Below are 17,817 nucleotides of genomic sequence, written 5' to 3'. Positions count from 1 at the left end.
ACGGGTCTTAGCTGATTAGGATGCGCTCGAGAGAGTACGCAGTGCCACGGAAACAACAGCCAAGCGCGGGTGACCGGTGACGTCCAGAGCGGCCTCGCCAATCTCCTTCAGGATGCGGTCGATGTTGCCGACGCGGGTCGGGTGCTCTTCAATCCAGGTAGCCAGCGCCTGCTGTGCACCGTCCACGGTGGAGAAGTCACCCTTAGCGCCCTCTGCCACGGACAGTGCCAGTTCTGCCGCAGTCTCGTAGAGGCTACCGCGCATTGCCTGACGTGCCAGGATCTCCCAGCGGTCGCTACGGGGCAGGTCGGTGATGAGGCCGAGCAGCTCGTCCACCTTGAAGCGGTCGTAGGTTGCGAAGTAGACCGGTGCCAGCGAAGCTGCCTCGAAGTCGTGGTCGCGTGCCGAACGGATAACGTCCAGCAGGGCGTAGCCCTCGAAGCCGCGGATCCAGATGACGATGAGTTCCTCGGGCAGGCCCCATGCCTCGCCTGCGTCGCGCTTTGCACGGACGCGAGCACGGGAGGTGCCGGAGAGGTACTCGGGCAGGTTGTGGCGCATCTCGACGACGGAACCGAAGGTCTCCAGCAGCTCGGAGATGCTGGTGCCAGCAACGACGCCGCGCTCGGTGATGAACCAGCGGACCGCACGGTCCAGAACGCGCTGGTTGTCGCGCAGAACGGTGAACCATGCATCCAGCGGGGTCTTCGGGGGCAGTTCGCGGTGCAGCTTAGCTGCGGTGCCCAGCTCGAAGAGCTCACGAGCCACGATGAAGGCGCGTGCGACGGAATCGATACCGACGTTGAACTCCTCCATCACGCGGTATGCGAAGGTGATACCGCCGATGTTCACCAGCTCGTTGGCGACGCGGGTGCAGATGATTTCCTTACGCAGCGGGTGCGAGTCCAGGTGCTGACCGAAGCGCTCGACCAGTGCTGCCGGGAAGTAGCTGCGCAGAACGCCTTCCAGGTAGGGGTCGTCCGCGAAGTCGGTCTGCTCCAGTGCGTGGGTGAGGTAAATCTTCACGTACGCAGCCAGGACGGACAGCTCGGGGCGGGTCAGGCGGTCGCCGGTGGTCTCCAGGCGTGCATCCAGCTCCTCGTCGGTGGGCAGGAACTCGACGGCACGGTTCAGACCGGCGTGCTCTTCCAGGTCGTGCATGAGGCGCTTGTACAGGTTGGTGCCCAGGAAGGAACCGTGGAACTCGCCCTGCAGCAGGACGTTCTGCTCGACGTTGGTCTCGAGGACCTTGCCGCCGACCTCGTCCTGCAGGGACTCGATGAAGGAAGCACGCTCTTCAACGGGCAGCTCGCCGTGTGCCACGAGGCGGTCCACCAGAATCTTGATGTTGACCTCGCGGTCACTGGTTTCCACACCTGCGGAGTTGTCGATTGCGTCGGTGTTGAGGATAACGCCGTTGAGCGCAGCCTCGATACGGCCCAGCTGGGTGAAGCCGAGGTTACCACCCTCGCCAACAATCTTGGCGCGAAGGTCCTTGCCGTTGACGCGCAGTGCGTCGTTAGCCTTGTCGCCCACCTGTGCGTTGGTCTCGGTGGAGGCCTTCACGTAGGTACCGATACCGCCGTTGTAAATCAGGTCGACCGGTGCCTTCAGGATTGCGGAAATCAGCTCGGTCGGTGCCAGCTCGGTAACGGACTCGTCCAGGCCCAGGACCTCGCGCACCTCGGGGGTGATCTCGATGGACTTCAGACCGCGAGAGTACACGCCACCACCGGCGGAAATCAGGTCGCGGTTGTAGTCCTGCCACGAGGAACGGGGCAGATCGTACAGGCGCTGACGCTCGTCGAAGGAGACGGCTGCGTCGGGGTTCGGGTCCAGGAAGATGTCGCGGTGGTCGAATGCTGCAACCAGGCGGGTTGCCTTGGAGCGGAGCAGACCGTTACCGAACACGTCACCGGACATGTCGCCGATACCAACTGCGGTGAACTCTTCGGTCTGAGCGTCGTGGCCGAGCTCAGCGAAGTGACGCTTGACGGACTCCCATGCACCGCGTGCGGTGATGCCCATTGCCTTGTGGTCGTAGCCGACGGAGCCGCCGGATGCGAACGCGTCACCCAGCCAGAAGCCGCGCTCCAGGCTGATTGCGTTTGCGGTGTCGGAGAATGCTGCGGTGCCCTTATCCGCTGCAACCACCAGGTAGTAGTCGTCAGCGTCGCGTGCGATAACGCCCTCGGGGCGGACAACAGTCTCGGAGCCGTCATTGCCAACTGCGAGGTTGTCGGTAACGTCCAGCAGGGAGCCGATGAAGACCTTGTAGGACTCGCGGCCCTCGGTGATCCATGCGTCACGATCCACTGCGGGGTCGGGCAGCTGCTTGGGGTAGAAGCCACCCTTCGCGCCGGTGGGGATAATGACGGCGTTCTTCACCATCTGTGCCTTGACCAGGCCGAGCACCTCGGTGCGGAAGTCGTCACGGCGGTCGGACCAGCGCAGGCCACCACGTGCAACGCTACCGAAGCGCAGGTGAACACCCTCAACGCGCGGGGAGTAGACGAAAATCTCGAACTTGGGGCGGGGCAGGGGTGCGAAGTCAATCTCCTGCGGTGCCACTTTGAACGCGAGTGCGGGACGGTCAGCCAGGTATGCGTTGGTGCGCAGGATAGCGCGGATGACCTTGCCGAGGGAACGCAGGTAGCGGTCAGCGTCCAGGGTGGGGATCTGGTTCAGTTCCTCAGCCAGTGCTGCTTCGATTTCCTCGCGGCGTGCGTTGCGCTGCTCATCGTTCAGGCCGTTGTTCGGGTCGAAGCTGACCTCGAAGAACTCGACCAGGTGCTTGGTGATGGCCGGGTTAGCGAGCAGGGTGTTCGACATGAAGGACGGGGTGTAGCCCAGGCCCAGCTGAATCAGGTAGTGGTTCAGGGCACGGAACAGGCGTACTTCCTGCCAGGTCAGGCCCTCAGCCAGGATCAGGCGGTCCAGGGTATCGGACTCGCGCTCACCGAGCAGGTAGGCGTTCAGGGCATCCTCGTAAAGGGAAGCCACAGCGTTTGCATCCACGCCCTCGGGGAACTGAACCCCAAAGTCGTAGAGGTAGCCGTAGTCTTCGCCATCCTCAGGCTTGAACTCGTAAGGCTTCTGATCAACAACGACCAGACCCATATTCTGCATAACCGGCAGCAGCTCGGTGAGGGTGTGAGGTGCGGACAGGTAGGTCTTCAGTCGGGTGGTGTTGGCTTCGCCGGCTTCAACCTTGATTGCGGCGGGCTTCTGGCCCGAGAGAGATTCAAGAATCACGATATCCTCGATTGCTTGTTCTACTGTGTAATCGGCTCGGTAGGCTGCACTAGTCGCATCTGCCCAGGCTGATGCGAGTCGGCGGCCTGCCGCTCCGGGTTTCCATGCCTCAATAGCAGCTGCGGTTGCTTCCACCCAGGAGCGGGCGGCTTCTTGCAGTCGCTTTTCGAGAGCTTGATGATCCGTCTTCGGCACATCATTGGGGTTGGTGAGCCGAATGCGGAAAAATAGACGCGCCAGCGATGAGGAGGACAGGTACACCTCATGGTCGATGGCACTAAAATCAAATTCCTGTTGGAACACCCGCTGAATACGGGAGCACACGTTCGTGTTGTAACGATCCCGAGGCAGGTACACCACGGCGGAAATAAACCGGTTGAACTGGTCGGCGCGCAGGAACAGGCGGGTCTTGCGGCGCTCCTCCAGGCCCATGATGCCGCCGAACGTATCGGTCAGGTCATTAGCGGAAGCGTGCAACAGCTCCAGGCGCGGGTAATCTTCCAAGGCACCCAGAAGCGCCTTGTCAGAGTAAGAACCGGGGTGGTAGCCGAGGCGGCGGCGCACCATCGCGATACGCTCACGCACCAGCGGAGTCTCAATAGCGGGCAGTGCGTACGACTGACGGGTGAACAGACCCAGAATGACGTACTCACCAATCACGCGGCCGTTCAGGTCGAAGCGGCGCACACCAATGTAGTCCAGGTAGTCGTTCCGTGCTACGGTGGAGCGGGAATTCGCCTTCGTGATGTACAGGGGGCGCGGGAACAGGGCACGCTCCAGGGTCTCGCCCGAAAGGGGGATGCGGCTCTTACCCTCCGTGGTGCGCAGAATACCGAGCGCCGAACCGGGGCGGTCCACCAGAGAAATAGCGCCGGAGGTGCCGTCCAGCACGCGCTCCTTAACGCCCATAAACACGAAGTTGCCGCGGGTCAGCCAGCGCAGGAAGTCCTGTGCCACCTCCACACGGGAGGCAGGCTCCACACCGCGCGGGTTAGCGGCGTAGGATTCCTCGCCGTGACCCAGGGTTGCGCCGCGCAGGTCGTACATGGACTGCGCCAGGTCGAAAACGCGGGCGACCATGGCATCCAGGTCGGTGTGGCAGGCGCGAACATCAGCGAGGACGCGCTCAACTTCCTTCTCGCAGCGGCGCTGCTCTTCCTCAGTGAGGTAGCGGGTCAGGCGAACCGCAATCCAGGCTTCAATAGCGACAGTGGTACCCGCCGGGGCGTTCTCGCTAAGCTTGAGGGAGGGCACGCCAAGAGTGGCGGTATCGCCACTGGCGAGGTTGCCGCGCATGCCGGTGCCGCGCAGGCTCAGGAGGGTACCGTCCGGGCCGCGTTCAGCGAGGAAGGTGGGGTGAAGAATGGTGACGAAACCACCAAAGTGCGCGGCAAGGCATGCGGTCAGGGAGCTGACGATGTGCGGCATGTCGTCGGTCGCGACGTACAGGGTGGTGTTGTACTCGTCGTTGCGTGCGGCAACGACAGGGGTCTTGGGCAGGCGGATTTGAGCCAGCGCACGGTGGGTGCGAGCCAAATCCTCTAACTCTGCCGGGGTGAACTCTTCACGCTCATCTTCGGGGCTGTTCAGGAAATACTGCTCGACCCATGCATCGGCGCCAGCGAAGTGTGCCATAGCCTTGTCAGTCATTGACAATCTATCCTCCGAATATCGGTATCACTTCACTGTGACGGTGTCTGTGTGGTCTCATGTGCGCGCCGTGGCGCGCGAGCACTTATACCAAGCTTATACCTTTGAGGTGTTTCTGTCAGACATATCGCTCTTGTGGGCGTAGAAATTATTTTTATCTTCTTCCCAAATCCAGCGCGCATTTGGTACGGGTTCAAGAAAGTAGGTGCATCTTGAGGGGTGGACACGTACAGTGAAACTATGAGTTTGCGTACTGAATCTTTCCTGGTGGGTCTCATTGGTGACGGCATCACCTCCTCACTGACCCCTCCCATGCACGAGGCGGAGGCGGACGCGCACGGGGTGCGCTACCTGTACCGCCCCGTCGACCTGGACGCCCTGAACCTGGACGGCGCCTCCGCCCCAGCGCTTCTGGATGCGGCGGCACTGCTCGGTTTTAACGCTTTCAACATCACGCACCCGTGCAAGCAGTCCGTCATGGAGCACCTGCACGAGCTCTCGGATGCGGCACGCGCCCTGGGCGCGGTCAATTGCGTGGTGATTCGCGAGGACGGCAGCTTCTACGGCGACAACACGGACTATTCGGGGTTCATCGCGGGGCTGAAGCGCGGCCTGCCGCAGGTGGCGGAGGATCCGGCTCGCATGGAGCACGTGGTGCAGCTAGGTGCCGGCGGTGCCGGTAGCGCCACGGCGTACGCGCTGTGCCGCCTGGGGGTGCACCACCTGAGCCTCTTCGAGCGTGACGCGGCGAAGGCGCAGGGGCTGGCGGAGCAGCTGGGTGGGCTCTTCCCCCAGACCCGAATCGAGGTACTAACCGAGGATGAGCGCCTCATTGAAGCTCTACTGGAAGCTCAGGGTTTGGTGAATGCGACCCCGGTGGGTATGCACGTGCATCCGGGTATGCCGTTGAGCGATTCGGCACTGGATGCCGGGGTGCTGCGCGAGGGCCTGTGGGTTGCGGACGTCATCTACCTGCCGCAGGAAACACAGCTGGTACAGGTAGCGCGTGCCGCCGGGTGCGAGGTGCTAACGGGCGGCTACATGGCGGTCGGTCAGGCGGTGGATGCCTTCCGCCTCTTCACCGAGTTAGAACCAAATGCAGAGCGCATGGCAGCTCATTTTGAGGCGCTGATTGCGGCACAGCAAGGGGTTTAGAAAATTAAACACGGAGGTGGGGCTGGATAGCTAACTATCCAGCCCCACCTGCTTTTATTCTATATACGGAATATATTCTGTGGGCTATGCATCCAGCTCATCCAGGGTCTTTTTGTAACCCTCACGAGCCGTCAGCGCACCCAACGCCACGAGCACGCACATGGCAACCGTGAACACGGCGGGCAGCACTGCATTATGCAGGTCAGCACCGGCGAGGCTCGTCGCCACGGCGGGGGCGACGCCTCCAGAAATCGCGAAGCCAATCTGGGTACCGAGCGCCAGGCCGGTCACGCGCACGCGGGTCGGGAACATCTCCGCGTAGAAGGCGGGCCACACGCCGTTCGCCATGGAGTAGAGCGCACCGTGCATGAGCACGCCGTAGGCGAAGATACCAACCCAGTTACCCTCGGCAATCGCGCCGAGGTACGGGAACATCACTAGGGAAGAAGCCACCGCACCAGTAATGAAAACGGGCTTGCGGCCAATCTTATCGGCGAGCATGGCGGCAAGCGGAATCGCAATCAGGCCGAGAGTATTCGAGGCGACCGGCACCAGCAGCATAGTGCTGCGGTCGAGCCCGTAACCCTTCGTGGCGAAGGACAGCGCGAAGGTCGTGAAGACCATGTTCACGGTGTTGACCATGGCACACACGGCGATGGTGAGTACGGCACGCTTGTGGTGCTTGAAGACCAGCATGAGCGGGGACTCGGTGAGCTTTTCGCGCTGCAGGTAGGCGGGCGGTTCAGAGAGGGTGCGGCGAATCAGCCAGGCGGTCACCACCACGAAGGCGGAGAGCCAGAAGGGTACGCGCCAGCCCCAGGTGAGCAGGTGCTCGTCCGGCAGGGCAGCGAAGGGAATGAACACGGCGGTCGCCAGTAGCGAGCCGAACTGGGTGCCCTGCAGGGTCCAGCTGGTCGTGAAGGCGCGCTGGTGTTCGTGGGCGTGCTCCAGGGAGATGGAGATGGAGCTTGCCTGCTCACCGGCGGCGGAGAGGCCCTGAAGCATACGGCAGGCGACCAGCAGAATCGGCGCGATAATACCCGCCTCGCTATAGGTCGGCAGGCAACCGATTGCGAAGGTTGCAAAGCCCATCAGGAAGAGGGTGAGCATCAGGACGAATCGGCGGCCGTAACGGTCACCGAGGGGCCCAACAATCATGGCGCCAAAGGGTCGCACAACGTAGGCGACGCCCACAACCACCATGGACTTGAGGATGCCGATGGCGGCGGTGTCTTCGGGGAAGAAGATGCGGTTGAGTACGATTGCCGCGGCGGTGCCGTAGACGGCGAAGTCGTAGTATTCGAGGGCGGAGCCTATCCAGCTGGCGAGGGCGGCTCGTCGTGGTGATCGGGCGGGCGCGTCGGTGCGTCGGCTCATGGGTGGCTCCTTCGGTGGTGTACCCGTTGGGAGGGGCGGGGCCGCGGTGTGGGCGGCCCGCGCGGTCTGTCAATGTGCCCTTCCAGTGTAGGGAGCGCACCGCCCGTTTTCCATAGGGTTACCTAAGTTCCCAGGGTTTGAAGTAGGTAGAAACACGGAGACCGAGTGAACAATAAAGAAATTTTTAATTTCAAAAATACGCGACAGGACTTTCGCACCCCAACCCACGTAAAGTGGATATCACCTCGGCAGGAGTGTGCCTACCGAGCAGTCACGCCGACCAGGACAAAGCTGGTCGGCGTTTTTAGTGTCCAATTCATTTGCGGTAGCCCCGAACTATGGACTTCCCGGGAGGTTCATAGTGCGGGGCTACTGCCTTTCCGAAAGGATTTTATTATGTCCAAGATTGATCAGGCGATTGCATGGATGGAGCAGCGTAAGGGCAAGGTGACCTATTCGATGAATTATCGAACTGGCCCGCATTCTTATGACTGCTCATCTGCGGTTTACTTTGCACTGCGAGATGCTGGCCTGCTCCCGCAGAATATTGCTATTGGTAATACCGAAACGCTTTTCCGCGATTTGGAGAGTAACGGCTGGACTCAGGTTCGACCGGATGCATCGGGTAATTACCCGGCACGACGTGGCGACGTGTTTATTTGGGGTCGCCGTGGATACACCAACGGCGCAGCTGGTCACACCGGCATTTTCTATGATGACCACGACACGATTATCCATTGCAACGCTGGCCACAATGGCATTTCCATCAATCCGCACGACACGATTTGGGTGTATAACGGTTCTCCTGCAATCACGATTTATCGTCCCCCTGCAGAAGTGAACGAAGAAGAGGTTATCTATCGCGCAGCTAAGAATGCGATGAATGCAATCTATGATGAAGGTTTCATCCGCAAGGGAGAGCTCGCAGAAAAGGCATTCGGCAACCGCCTCACTGGCCTGCGCGGCGTGATTCACTGGTTCGACAACTCCATGTTGTACCTTCAGCAGCGTCTCGACGAGGCAGAAAAAGCCGTGCGTGCGCTCTAGTTAGATTTATCTACTGGAACAAAAGAGATAACCATCAGGGTGTTTGAGGTAGGGTCTCTAGGCCCTACCCCAAACACCTATAAAACTTTAAATATAACGCATTCAATAAATTACAAAATTTCACCTAATGAATATTTATCGATAAATAAACCAATATAAGTTGATTTACGGATTAAATAGCCTCATCTACCTTCAAGTACACCCCCCCCCCTAACCTAAATATTAAAGGGCGATTTAGAACATTGAAAAGTATCTGTTTACTCTTTTGACTAGTCATAGTATTCAGGAGAAACCATGAAACACCTACCCCGTCCCTGCGCAGGATGCAGGGAGCCAACCAGTTCCTATAGAGAGGACTGCCGCACCTGCCAGGCGCGGCGCCGTGCTATACAGACGCACGATAGTCCCTATCTAATGCAGGGGCGTTCAATATGCCCTCGGTGTTGGCGTACGGCAGGTCTCTCTCTACCGGCAAGTAGTGTACGCCCGGAGAACTACGGGCAACCGCTCGTAATAGAGAATCAGTGGAATCCCATCTATTCCATCTGCCGTGCATGTATCCACGCGCCAGAAGGTACCGTTCCTCTTGATTCACCGCGGGTCTATCTTCCTGTCAATCCTAGAGCTCGACGAACTTCAAAGCAGCGAATTTACCCTTCGCGAGCAAATCCGGTTCTTTTTCTTCCGCTTTCTCATTGCACGCGTTGCGAGAAGCCAATAGATGCGGATTCTCGACATGCCGGGCATCCTTTGTGCCGCAAGCACTACCGGCAACTGAAGCGACAGAATGCGCACCAGGATACTGAAGCTCCAATCGGCAAGAAGAGCGGACAGGATGAATGGGCCGTTCATGATGCTGGTTTAGCATCATTCCTACACGCACGGAGAAAACGCCTGTCACATGCTTCAACTTCGCTGCCAAGAAGCAGAAGCAGGGCAACTCTTTGTAGAGCCAACACTATGGTTCACACACCTTCCGCACTGTAGCGGATATCAATAATTCACTCATTTAGCAGAGAGGCTACATCATATGGCTACCATTTCGTCTGGCGAGCAACTGCAGCAGCATCTAATCGCTCTAACCGTGGGCACGCCAGTGAAGGACGCAGACCGTCAATGTCTGCACCGCGCAAAGTTCCGTATTCCACGCCACCAGGCATTATTGGACGAGTTGGCAGATTATGTCGCCGGTGGTTCACGTACCGGAGGAGCATCTAGCGCCAGCCGCTTTGGATGTCGCATACCTATTTCTGCTAATGCGTTAGAAGTTCAAGAGTCTATTCGTTCCGTTGTTATGCCCTCATTCCCAGGTGCGCCACTGAAAAATCAGGTTTCTGCGTGGATTCGCAATCACCTACATCAGGAGCTTCATGATGAGGCGTTGGCAACAACGACCAGTTGGATTCGGGCCATTGTTGCGTTGCGCCATCCCAGTCATGATTTGCAGGGATTTTGTCCTAACTGCGGGGAGCAGGAAGTCATGAAAACAAGCTGCGACGGTTCAACATCAATACGCCGATCCGCACTGTATTACACCACTGAAAGGGCATCTTGTCGTTCTTGCTCTGCTGTGTGGGAAGGGCTAGAAAGCATGAAGGCCCTAGCCCTGCTACTTCATAGCCAGGACTAATATCGTCCCCATTAAACTTCTGCCTGTGAAAATAGGTAACCGTTCCAGTAGGATTACATCATTTTCCCGGGCAGATAAAACTACCGCATGAAGCTGTTATTTCACTGCTGTAGTTCACCCCGTCGGGTTTATCCCGGCGGGGTTTTCTGTTAAACCGCGGCTATCATAGCCGCCCAACCGCCAAGGAGATTATCATGGCACCTATTTCTGAAGCATCCGCCTACCGCGCAGCGCATCGAGCCCTAACCGATGTGTACAACGAGCCTTTTGTTCGAGAAGGTAATCTTGCGGTTGCTAAATTTGGCAACGCTACTGTCAACACTCGAACCGTTGTGGAATGGTTCGATCATCAGGTGATTCTCATTGCTAAGCGTATTGAAGATATCGAGAAGCTCGCAAAGTCAAAGCGCCATGCTTAGACACCGTCCAGGATGGCGTAAGCAGCTATACGCGGTTATTCCGGCTACCACTGCCGTCCTGCAGACCTACGGAATCCTTACGCAGGAGCAGGCAAGTGTGTGGGCTGGTCTAGCGATAGCCCTCTGGGGTTTGTGGATGGCTTGGGCTAACACCGACCATACTCGCAAGCCCCACAATACTACGCATATTCCTCCCCACCAGTAGGTCCGTCATATATCGTGGGGGCGGTGGAACATATTTCGATTCCCCACCGCCCCCACCGTATGATGTACCTGTATAAGTTCCAGCAGCCGCATTCCGAAGAGGTACTATGCCGTCACCCCGCACCAGCATTATCATGCCGGTCTATAACACCGCAAACACTGTAGTTCGGGCTATCGACTCCGTACTCTCTCAAACCGACCCGGACTTTGAACTCATCATCATCAACGATCAAAGCCCGGATGATTCTCACCGGGTAATTCAGGAGTACCTCCAGAAGCTCCAGGACTCACGCATCTCGTACCACGTCAACGAAAAGAATCTTGGGCTGGCCGGCGCACGCAATGTCGGAATCAGCCACGCAAACGGTGAATGGCTCGCCTACCTCGACTCTGATGATGCGTACAAACCTAATTTCCTTGAAACTATGCACGCCGCCGCAACCGATGACGTTGATATCGTTGGTTGTGCCCACGACATCTACTACCCAGACGGATCAACCCAGTACCGCCTCATGGGTGAGGCCGGTACCTTTAGCGGTGATGACGCGCTGGCACGGGTTCTTAGCAGCCGTATCGCGCCCTTCGCATGGGACAAAATTTTCCGTCGTGCCCCTCTCAAAGATATCCGATTCCCTCTCTTTAACCGAGTGGAAGACGCCGGATACAGCATCGCAACTTGCACCGTAGCCCGCGCGCTGAAGGTTATCCCCGATTCCCTGAATCTCTACTCCGTTAACCCCGAATCTATCACCTGGGGTTCAACTCCTCCTTTCGAGGATCTAGTCGCCTTCATGGATTACGTGGATGTAACGGTAGATGCCCCCCACGCCAGCAAGAAGGTCCGGACCGCGCTTGCCATCTCGCGCATCATCAATTTTGTGAACAGCGGTAACAGCATCCTGCGACAGAACCCTCCCGGGGGTAAAGAATTCTTACATCGTTGCCGCCAAGAAATTACACCCCGTACCCTATACCTTGCAATGTCCTCTGGTTCCGTCTACGGATTTGCGGGTGCGCTCTTTAAGTATTCCCCCGCAATCTACTACCCCATCTATCGGGCATATATTAAGCGCACCTACGGCATGTAGCCCGTTCCCATCACTTCTACGAAGGTTAAGCCCCCATGCCTCCTACCTCTCAAACTGTCCCCCGTACCAGCATCATTATGCCGGTCTACAAGACCGCAAACACCGTGGTTAAAGCCATCGAGTCGGTTCTTAATCAGTCGGATCCTGATTTTGAGCTACTCATTATGATTGACGGCTCCCCAGATAATTCGGCGCAACTGATTGCCGAGTATCTGCAGCAGAACCCGGATGAGCGCGTGCGCGTGTTCAATAACCCCAAGAATCAGGGCCTGTCCGCGATGCGTAACCAGGGCCTGGATGAGGCACGCGGCGAGTGGGTGACTTTCCCCGATTCTGACGATACTCTCTACCCGACCTTCCTGGAGCGCCTGCACTACCACGCCGAGCGTACTGGTGCGCAGGTGGTCAATTGCGCCCACAACATGGTGGCGACCGACGGTTCAACCACCCAGCGCCTCAAGGGCGCCCCCGGCACGCTGACCGGCCAGGAAGCGGCGTTCGCCCTGCTTAAGGACCAGCTGTCTCCTTACGCCTGGGATAAGATCATTCGCCGTGAACTATTTGAGGACGTCCGATACCCCCAGATTGAACGAGCAGAGGATGAGTGCGCGCTGTTGGACTGCTACCTGCGAGCGCAGAGCGTGACCGTCATCAATGAGCCGCTGTACGCTTACGCTGTGAGTGCGGGAAGCCTGACCTGGAGCCGTATTACTCCTTTGTCTGAGACCCGTCGCCTTCTTGACTACTTCGCGAAATCCCTTCAGCGTACGAGTACGTATCATCTGTCTGCCGGTCAGGAGGCGCTGACGATTGCCCGGGTTATTGCGTACCTGAATAACGCGCAGCAGGCGCTGATTGTGGGCGGTGAAAGCGCGCCGGCTGTGCTGGCGGGTTGCCGTGCCGGTTTCAGCTTCGGCGATACGCTCCTCGCCCTGCGCCGCCGCCCCGTCTTTGGCGCTGCGGGCCTGCTCCTCAAGGTCAGCCCGGCGCTCTACCGCAGGCTCTACGGCGCTTACATTAAACGGGTTTACAACCTCTAATCCCAGACACTTTGACGTTAAGCGTTAGTCATATATCTGCTGGAACAAAGCACGGGGATTCTCACTCTCGGTTTTATCTCTGCGCTAACCCAACGCTGCACTCACATTGCATATTCATCCACATATCCCCTAGAAACTTATGGCACATACAGCACCGGAGTATCCGTCCCTCTATTCCGCCGTTTTTGAGCGGCCAAATTCTCTTAACTTCATTCGCCTAGTCCTCGCGACCTTTGTGATTTTCTCCCACACGCCCTACATTGTGGCGGGTGTAAAGGTTGATGAAAACCCCCTGTGGAAAGAGTTCTATGTCTTTGGCGATTTTGCAGTCAATGCATTCTTCGCCATCTCGGGATTTTTAATTGCGCACAGCGCCTACCGGAGCTCCGCGGGATCATATCTGGTGAAGCGTATCTTGCGTATTTTCCCCGGTTACTGGGTCTCCATCCTTTTCGTAATTTTCATTGGTGGAACGCTCTCCGTCCTCACAGGCCACGCCCCCATGGGTTGGGACATCCCCAACGCCATCTTATACTTCCGCAACAATTGGGATCTCTCCCAATTGCAGTACGGACTCTTTAACGGACCGGCCGACGTGCCGTTTACCTCCCCTTCATGGAACGGTTCAGCATGGACGCTAGAATACGAGTTCTTCTGCTACCTTTTACTTCTCCCCATCTTCTATCTTCCGTTCATTCGCCGGCACCTAAAGGTTTTTATTCCTCTCGCTTACCTTGTGAGCCTCAGCTACTACGTACTCATTCAGGTACTTGGCTACGATTGGATGACCTGGGCGCTGGGCCTTGATCCTAGAAACCTCAAGGCTTCAGCACGCCTCTACCCCTTCTTTTTTGCCGGGGCTCTACTCTACCTCGTGAGCCACCGTATCACGCTCCGTCCGGTAATCACTCCGCTCCTGGCTACAATTTGTACTCTCGCCGGGTTCTACTTCACCTGGCTCGTTCCTCACGCCAACATTATGCAGTGGACTCAGATTGTTTTGGCCTTCGGAATTATTGCCCTGGGCACCTGTCTTAACGTTCCTCTGGGGCAAACCAACGATATCTCTTACGGCGTGTATATCTACGCCTGGCCGGTACAACAGATTCTTGTACTCCTGGGAAGCGTTTCCCTCGGAATCTCGGTTAATATCATCCTCGACGCCATCATCACCTTCGGCCTAGCATGGCTTTCTTGGACCTTTGTTGAGAAGCGGGCCATGGCTCTCGGCCGTAACCCTTTGGTTTCGGGTAAGAAGCCTACAGTCCAGTCTGCAACCTAGCCGCTACGCAGAGAATGCCCCTCCGCTGAATGTCAGCCGAGGGGCATTCTTAATGCAGGATTATCCTTTGGGGGCGGTGACAGATACACCCACCATGTGCACCACGAAGCCGCAGACCGGGCCAACCGCCAGCGCCACGATAGCGCGCGGTACCAGCGACGCGGGGACCAGGAACGCCAAGCTCAAGGTCACCGCCGCGGCAACCACCCAACCGGCAAGGTAGATGCGGTGCTGGTTCACCGCGAGCGCCATATTGCCCGAGAGGGTCATGAGCGCCAGTAGCGCGGAGGCGAACACCAGCGCACCCAGAGTGATACCGGAGGCTGCCGCCTCGTACGCGGACTCTGCGCCTGCGGCGGGCGGGTAAATCAGGCGGAAGAGCAGCGGGCCCACCAGGTACGCCGCCAACGCGCCCACAGCACCCACAGCCACCACTGCGGCGGCAGGCTTAATGAACGCCGCCACGGGGCGGTGACGCTGCTTCAAGAAGGCAGAAACCGCCACACCCTGGAACGCCTGCAGGGGAATCATAATCGGCGAACGGGTAATGGAAATCGCCAGGATCAGGGTGCCCAGCACGACCGGTTCGCTCTCCGCGGCGCCGCTTGCCTTCAGCACGTTCGGGAAGCCCATCATCAGCACCGCCGCGGCGGCAGAGGACAGGAACGACCAGAGGATATTGGTCGTCAGGCGACCCGCGGGCACATCGGCGCGGGCAACCCACAGGCGGCGACCCGAAACGGTCACGAACGCCAGGATGAGCCACAGGCCCATCGGCACGACGGTTGCCACCTCAAGACCGGCAAGGGAAGGAATCATGAGCGCAGCCGCAAGCATGAGGATGAGGCGCCCGGCAGATTCCAGACCGCCCACCGCCGCGAAAAGGTACCAGCGGTCCTCACCGGCGGTCACACCGCTCATGGTCGCCTGCAGGGCGTAGAGGAACACACCCACCGCCATGACGGTCACGCCCACCGCCGCCGAATACGGAATCTGCTGGCCCGCCCACAGAGGGGAGCTCACCAACACCAACGCACCGGCGATAGCACCCAGAGCCGCGGTCACCGTAACCACGCGGGCGCCCTGCGGCGCGGAACCCTCAGCAGATGCAGCCCCGCCGGATGCAGCCCTGTTAGCTAAAGCCCTGTCAGCTACAGCACGGGTGCGTGCCGTACCCACCGCGCGCGTAATCTCCGGCTGAATACCCGTGATAATACCCGTCACAGTGAAAAGCGCCGCCCAGAACAGCAGGAACTCCGTCAGCTCCGAACCATTCAGGGCACGCTGAGCAATCATCGTCACCACCAGCGTGGAGACCGCCGCCAACAGGGACGAACCCAAAAGCGCCAGGGACTGGTAGCGGGTGACCGTGCCCGAAGGCTGAGCCTCAACGGCGTCCTGGGCTCCTACAGTATCTTGGGCTTCCACGGTGTCCTCCTCGTTCCTAGCCGCCAACACTAGCCGCTAACACAGACCATCATTACATACGCAGATGCGCCGCACATCCACCGCAGGATGTACGACGCACCGCACACAAATATAGGTTTACTTCACCACATGCTCGGCAAGGTTCTTAACACCCTGCCACTTCTTCGCCAGGGCTGCCTTCGGCAGCAGAGTCAGCGCGTGAGCACGCGAGGAGAAACGGATACGGGCCACGCGGGCAGCCTTCGACCAGCCCAGAGCCGCCATCTCATCAGCAATAGTGTTCATGTAGCGGCGCTCCTCATCAAAGCGGGTACCCTCCAGGGCACGCCAGGACGAGTCAGAACCACCGTGACGACGGTACATGAACGCAACCTGCGGATCGTAGTACAGGGAGCCGCCACGCATCGTAATGTCCAGAATCAGCGCCATGTCCTGCACAACGTTCAGGCCCTCACGGAAGCCGGTGCCCACGATGGCGTCCTTACGCCAACCCAAGGACGGGAAGTAGAACCACGCGCCGCGCAGCAGGGAGGTAGCCAGCTCCTCACCCTGCAGAACAGCCTCACCCTTGGGACGGTAGAACGCCTTAGTCTGCTCCACCAGAGTGTTCGACAGGCCGTTGTTCTCATCAATCACGACCACGCCGGGCTGGAAAATGGATGCCTCAGGGTGCTTCGCCGCCGAATCCACCAGCCACTGCACATAGTTGGGGAGCATGACATCATCAGCACCCATGACGGTGACCAGGTCATTCTCTACGAAGGTCAAGCACTTACGGTAATTACCGTTCGCGCCCAAGTTCTTCTCGTTACGCATGTAGGTGATGCGCTCATCCTTCAACGACTCGAACCAGCCGGGAATCGAATCATCCGGGTAGCCGTCATCAACAACAATCATGCGCCAGTCCGGGTTGGTCTGACCGACCACAGACAGCACAGCCTGCTTCATCATGGCAACGTCGCCGTAGTAGGGGAACAGAATATCAACGGTCATGAGGTATTACTCCAAGCTCAAACGTGTAGAAACGTATAAAAATCAGGGGCTTTAGGGCTTCTTCTGCTCTCGCTCCGTAGCGCGGGAAGCGCCCTGTGGCTGACGCTGAAGAGCCTTCATAATCGCCACTTCTTCAGCGAGGGTACGCATATCATCCGTAATCTTCGAGATAGCCAGGGTCAAGTGCAAGCTAATACCCATCAGCATAATAATCGCCAGTAGGAACAGCAGGTTGACCGGGGTCTCAATACCCACCAGACGCGAGAGGGAATCCAAAAGCTTCGGGAAAAGCGCTAGCACAATCATGATGACGCCAACAATAAGCCACAGTGCGGCGTACTTTTCCTTCATCTTCTGGTTGCGTACCTGCGCCAGAACGAGAACCTCCATCACCACAACGATGAGAAGGAAGAAAATATTTGCGCTCATTTACTTAGACCCCACATTCGTTTTCTGGCGAGTCATCGACATGCCAAACGAGAAGAAAGAACGAACCAGGTACACCGCAGACTTCCACGGGCTTGAAGAAGGAGTACCGCCCTGACGCTCACGCATCTCAACCGGCACCTGTTTTACAGTCAAGCCAGAACGAATCGCCATCACGCAGGCGTCGATACAGTCACCCAGATACTCAGCAGGTAGATGCTCGCAATACTGCTCAATCGCCTTGCGGTCTGCCGCACGGAAGCCGGAGGTGGCGTCGGTGAACTTCTCGCCTGAAATCATCGTAAACATACGGGCCAGAACCACCATCGCCCACTTGCGCGGACCAGACACCTTATAGTTCGTCGCCTCAGCAAAGCGGGAACCGATCGAGATGTTGACATCCTCCAGGCCAGCAAGCACAGTGCGGATACCCTTCGGGTCATGCTGGCCATCAGCATCAACCTGAATCGCGCAATCATATCCGGCTTGGCGAGCATACTTGTAACCGGTGCGCAAAGCGCCACCGATACCCATGTTGTAGGGAAGATCAATCACGAAAGCGCCGGTAGCGCGCGCAATCTCAGAGGTGCGGTCGGTGGATCCATCATTGACGACCACCAGATCGACCTCAGGCATCATGCGGAAAAGTTCTTCAATTGTGCCCCCAATAACTTCCTCTTCATTCCACGCGGGCATAATGATGAGGGGTCGAGGGGTCTGCTTAAAAGTCTCTGATTCCATGCGGTGCTATCTCTTGTGTATATGGCATACGGAAGCTAGTATGCGCACAAAGGCATACCGGTTTTACATCTTATCAGCACTC

13 protein-coding genes are annotated in these 17,817 nt (G+C 58.1%); 7 read left to right on the top strand and 6 right to left on the bottom strand.

Features of this window, described 5'->3' with window-relative positions; translation table 11 throughout:
* Positions 1–15: 15 nt before the first annotated feature.
* Positions 16–4,905, bottom strand: a complete 4,890-nt coding sequence (locus HXO69_RS00295) for an NAD-glutamate dehydrogenase (protein WP_296544615.1) — start codon at positions 4,903–4,905, stop codon at positions 16–18.
* Between the two features lie 240 nt (positions 4,906–5,145).
* On the opposite strand from HXO69_RS00295, the gene HXO69_RS00290 reads away from it, so the two are divergent.
* Complete coding sequence (locus tag HXO69_RS00290) at positions 5,146–6,060, top strand: shikimate dehydrogenase (protein WP_070846645.1); 915 nt, start codon at positions 5,146–5,148, stop codon at positions 6,058–6,060.
* Positions 6,061–6,144: 84 nt separating this feature from the next.
* On the opposite strand, the gene HXO69_RS00285 is transcribed toward HXO69_RS00290, so the two are convergent.
* On the bottom strand, positions 6,145–7,437 hold the full coding sequence (locus HXO69_RS00285; protein ID WP_070846644.1) for an MFS transporter: 1,293 nt from the start codon (positions 7,435–7,437) through the stop codon (positions 6,145–6,147).
* Positions 7,438–7,833: 396 nt separating this feature from the next.
* On the opposite strand from HXO69_RS00285, the gene HXO69_RS00280 reads away from it, so the two are divergent.
* The 6 genes from HXO69_RS00280 (at position 7,834) to HXO69_RS00255 (ending at position 14,147) form a co-directional block, all read left to right on the top strand.
* Positions 7,834–8,484, top strand: a complete 651-nt coding sequence (locus HXO69_RS00280) for a peptidoglycan amidohydrolase family protein (RefSeq protein ID WP_296544614.1) — start codon at positions 7,834–7,836, stop codon at positions 8,482–8,484.
* A gap of 1,030 nt (positions 8,485–9,514) precedes the next feature.
* Positions 9,515–10,114, top strand: a complete 600-nt coding sequence (locus HXO69_RS00275; protein ID WP_141744460.1) for a hypothetical protein — start codon at positions 9,515–9,517, stop codon at positions 10,112–10,114.
* Positions 10,115–10,308: 194 nt separating this feature from the next.
* The gene (locus tag HXO69_RS00270; RefSeq protein WP_005507970.1) at positions 10,309–10,533 is read left to right on the top strand and encodes a hypothetical protein; all 225 of its coding nucleotides are present in this window, start codon (positions 10,309–10,311) and stop codon (positions 10,531–10,533) included.
* Positions 10,534–10,844: 311 nt separating this feature from the next.
* Positions 10,845–11,825 (top strand): glycosyltransferase family 2 protein, encoded by a 981-nt coding sequence (locus tag HXO69_RS00265; RefSeq protein ID WP_296544611.1) that lies wholly within the window; start codon positions 10,845–10,847, stop codon positions 11,823–11,825.
* 35 nt (positions 11,826–11,860) lie between these two features.
* Positions 11,861–12,865, top strand: a complete 1,005-nt coding sequence (locus HXO69_RS00260) for a glycosyltransferase family 2 protein (RefSeq protein WP_296544609.1) — start codon at positions 11,861–11,863, stop codon at positions 12,863–12,865.
* A gap of 139 nt (positions 12,866–13,004) precedes the next feature.
* On the top strand, positions 13,005–14,147 hold the full coding sequence (locus HXO69_RS00255; protein WP_296544607.1) for an acyltransferase: 1,143 nt from the start codon (positions 13,005–13,007) through the stop codon (positions 14,145–14,147).
* Positions 14,148–14,207: 60 nt separating this feature from the next.
* Here HXO69_RS00255 and HXO69_RS00250 read toward each other — a convergent pair whose 3' ends face one another.
* From HXO69_RS00250 to HXO69_RS00235, 4 genes are all read right to left on the bottom strand, one after another.
* A complete protein-coding gene (locus HXO69_RS00250; protein ID WP_296544605.1) occupies positions 14,208–15,575 on the bottom strand; it encodes a hypothetical protein in 1,368 nt (455 codons plus the stop codon).
* A 117-nt stretch (positions 15,576–15,692) separates the two neighbouring features.
* Positions 15,693–16,568, bottom strand: coding sequence for a glycosyltransferase family 2 protein (locus HXO69_RS00245; protein ID WP_105361161.1), 876 nt, complete (start codon positions 16,566–16,568; stop codon positions 15,693–15,695).
* A 51-nt stretch (positions 16,569–16,619) separates the two neighbouring features.
* Complete coding sequence (locus HXO69_RS00240; RefSeq protein WP_049350241.1) at positions 16,620–16,997, bottom strand: DUF2304 domain-containing protein; 378 nt, start codon at positions 16,995–16,997, stop codon at positions 16,620–16,622.
* A complete protein-coding gene (locus HXO69_RS00235; RefSeq protein ID WP_012902671.1) occupies positions 16,998–17,735 on the bottom strand; it encodes a glycosyltransferase family 2 protein in 738 nt (245 codons plus the stop codon).
* Positions 17,736–17,817: the final 82 nt, after the last annotated feature.

Origin of the sequence: Rothia sp. (in: high G+C Gram-positive bacteria), from assembly GCF_015265375.1 — a bacterium.
Taxonomy (GTDB): Bacteria; Actinomycetota; Actinomycetes; order Actinomycetales; family Micrococcaceae; genus Rothia.
This window is presented reverse-complemented; position numbering and strand designations above follow the sequence as displayed.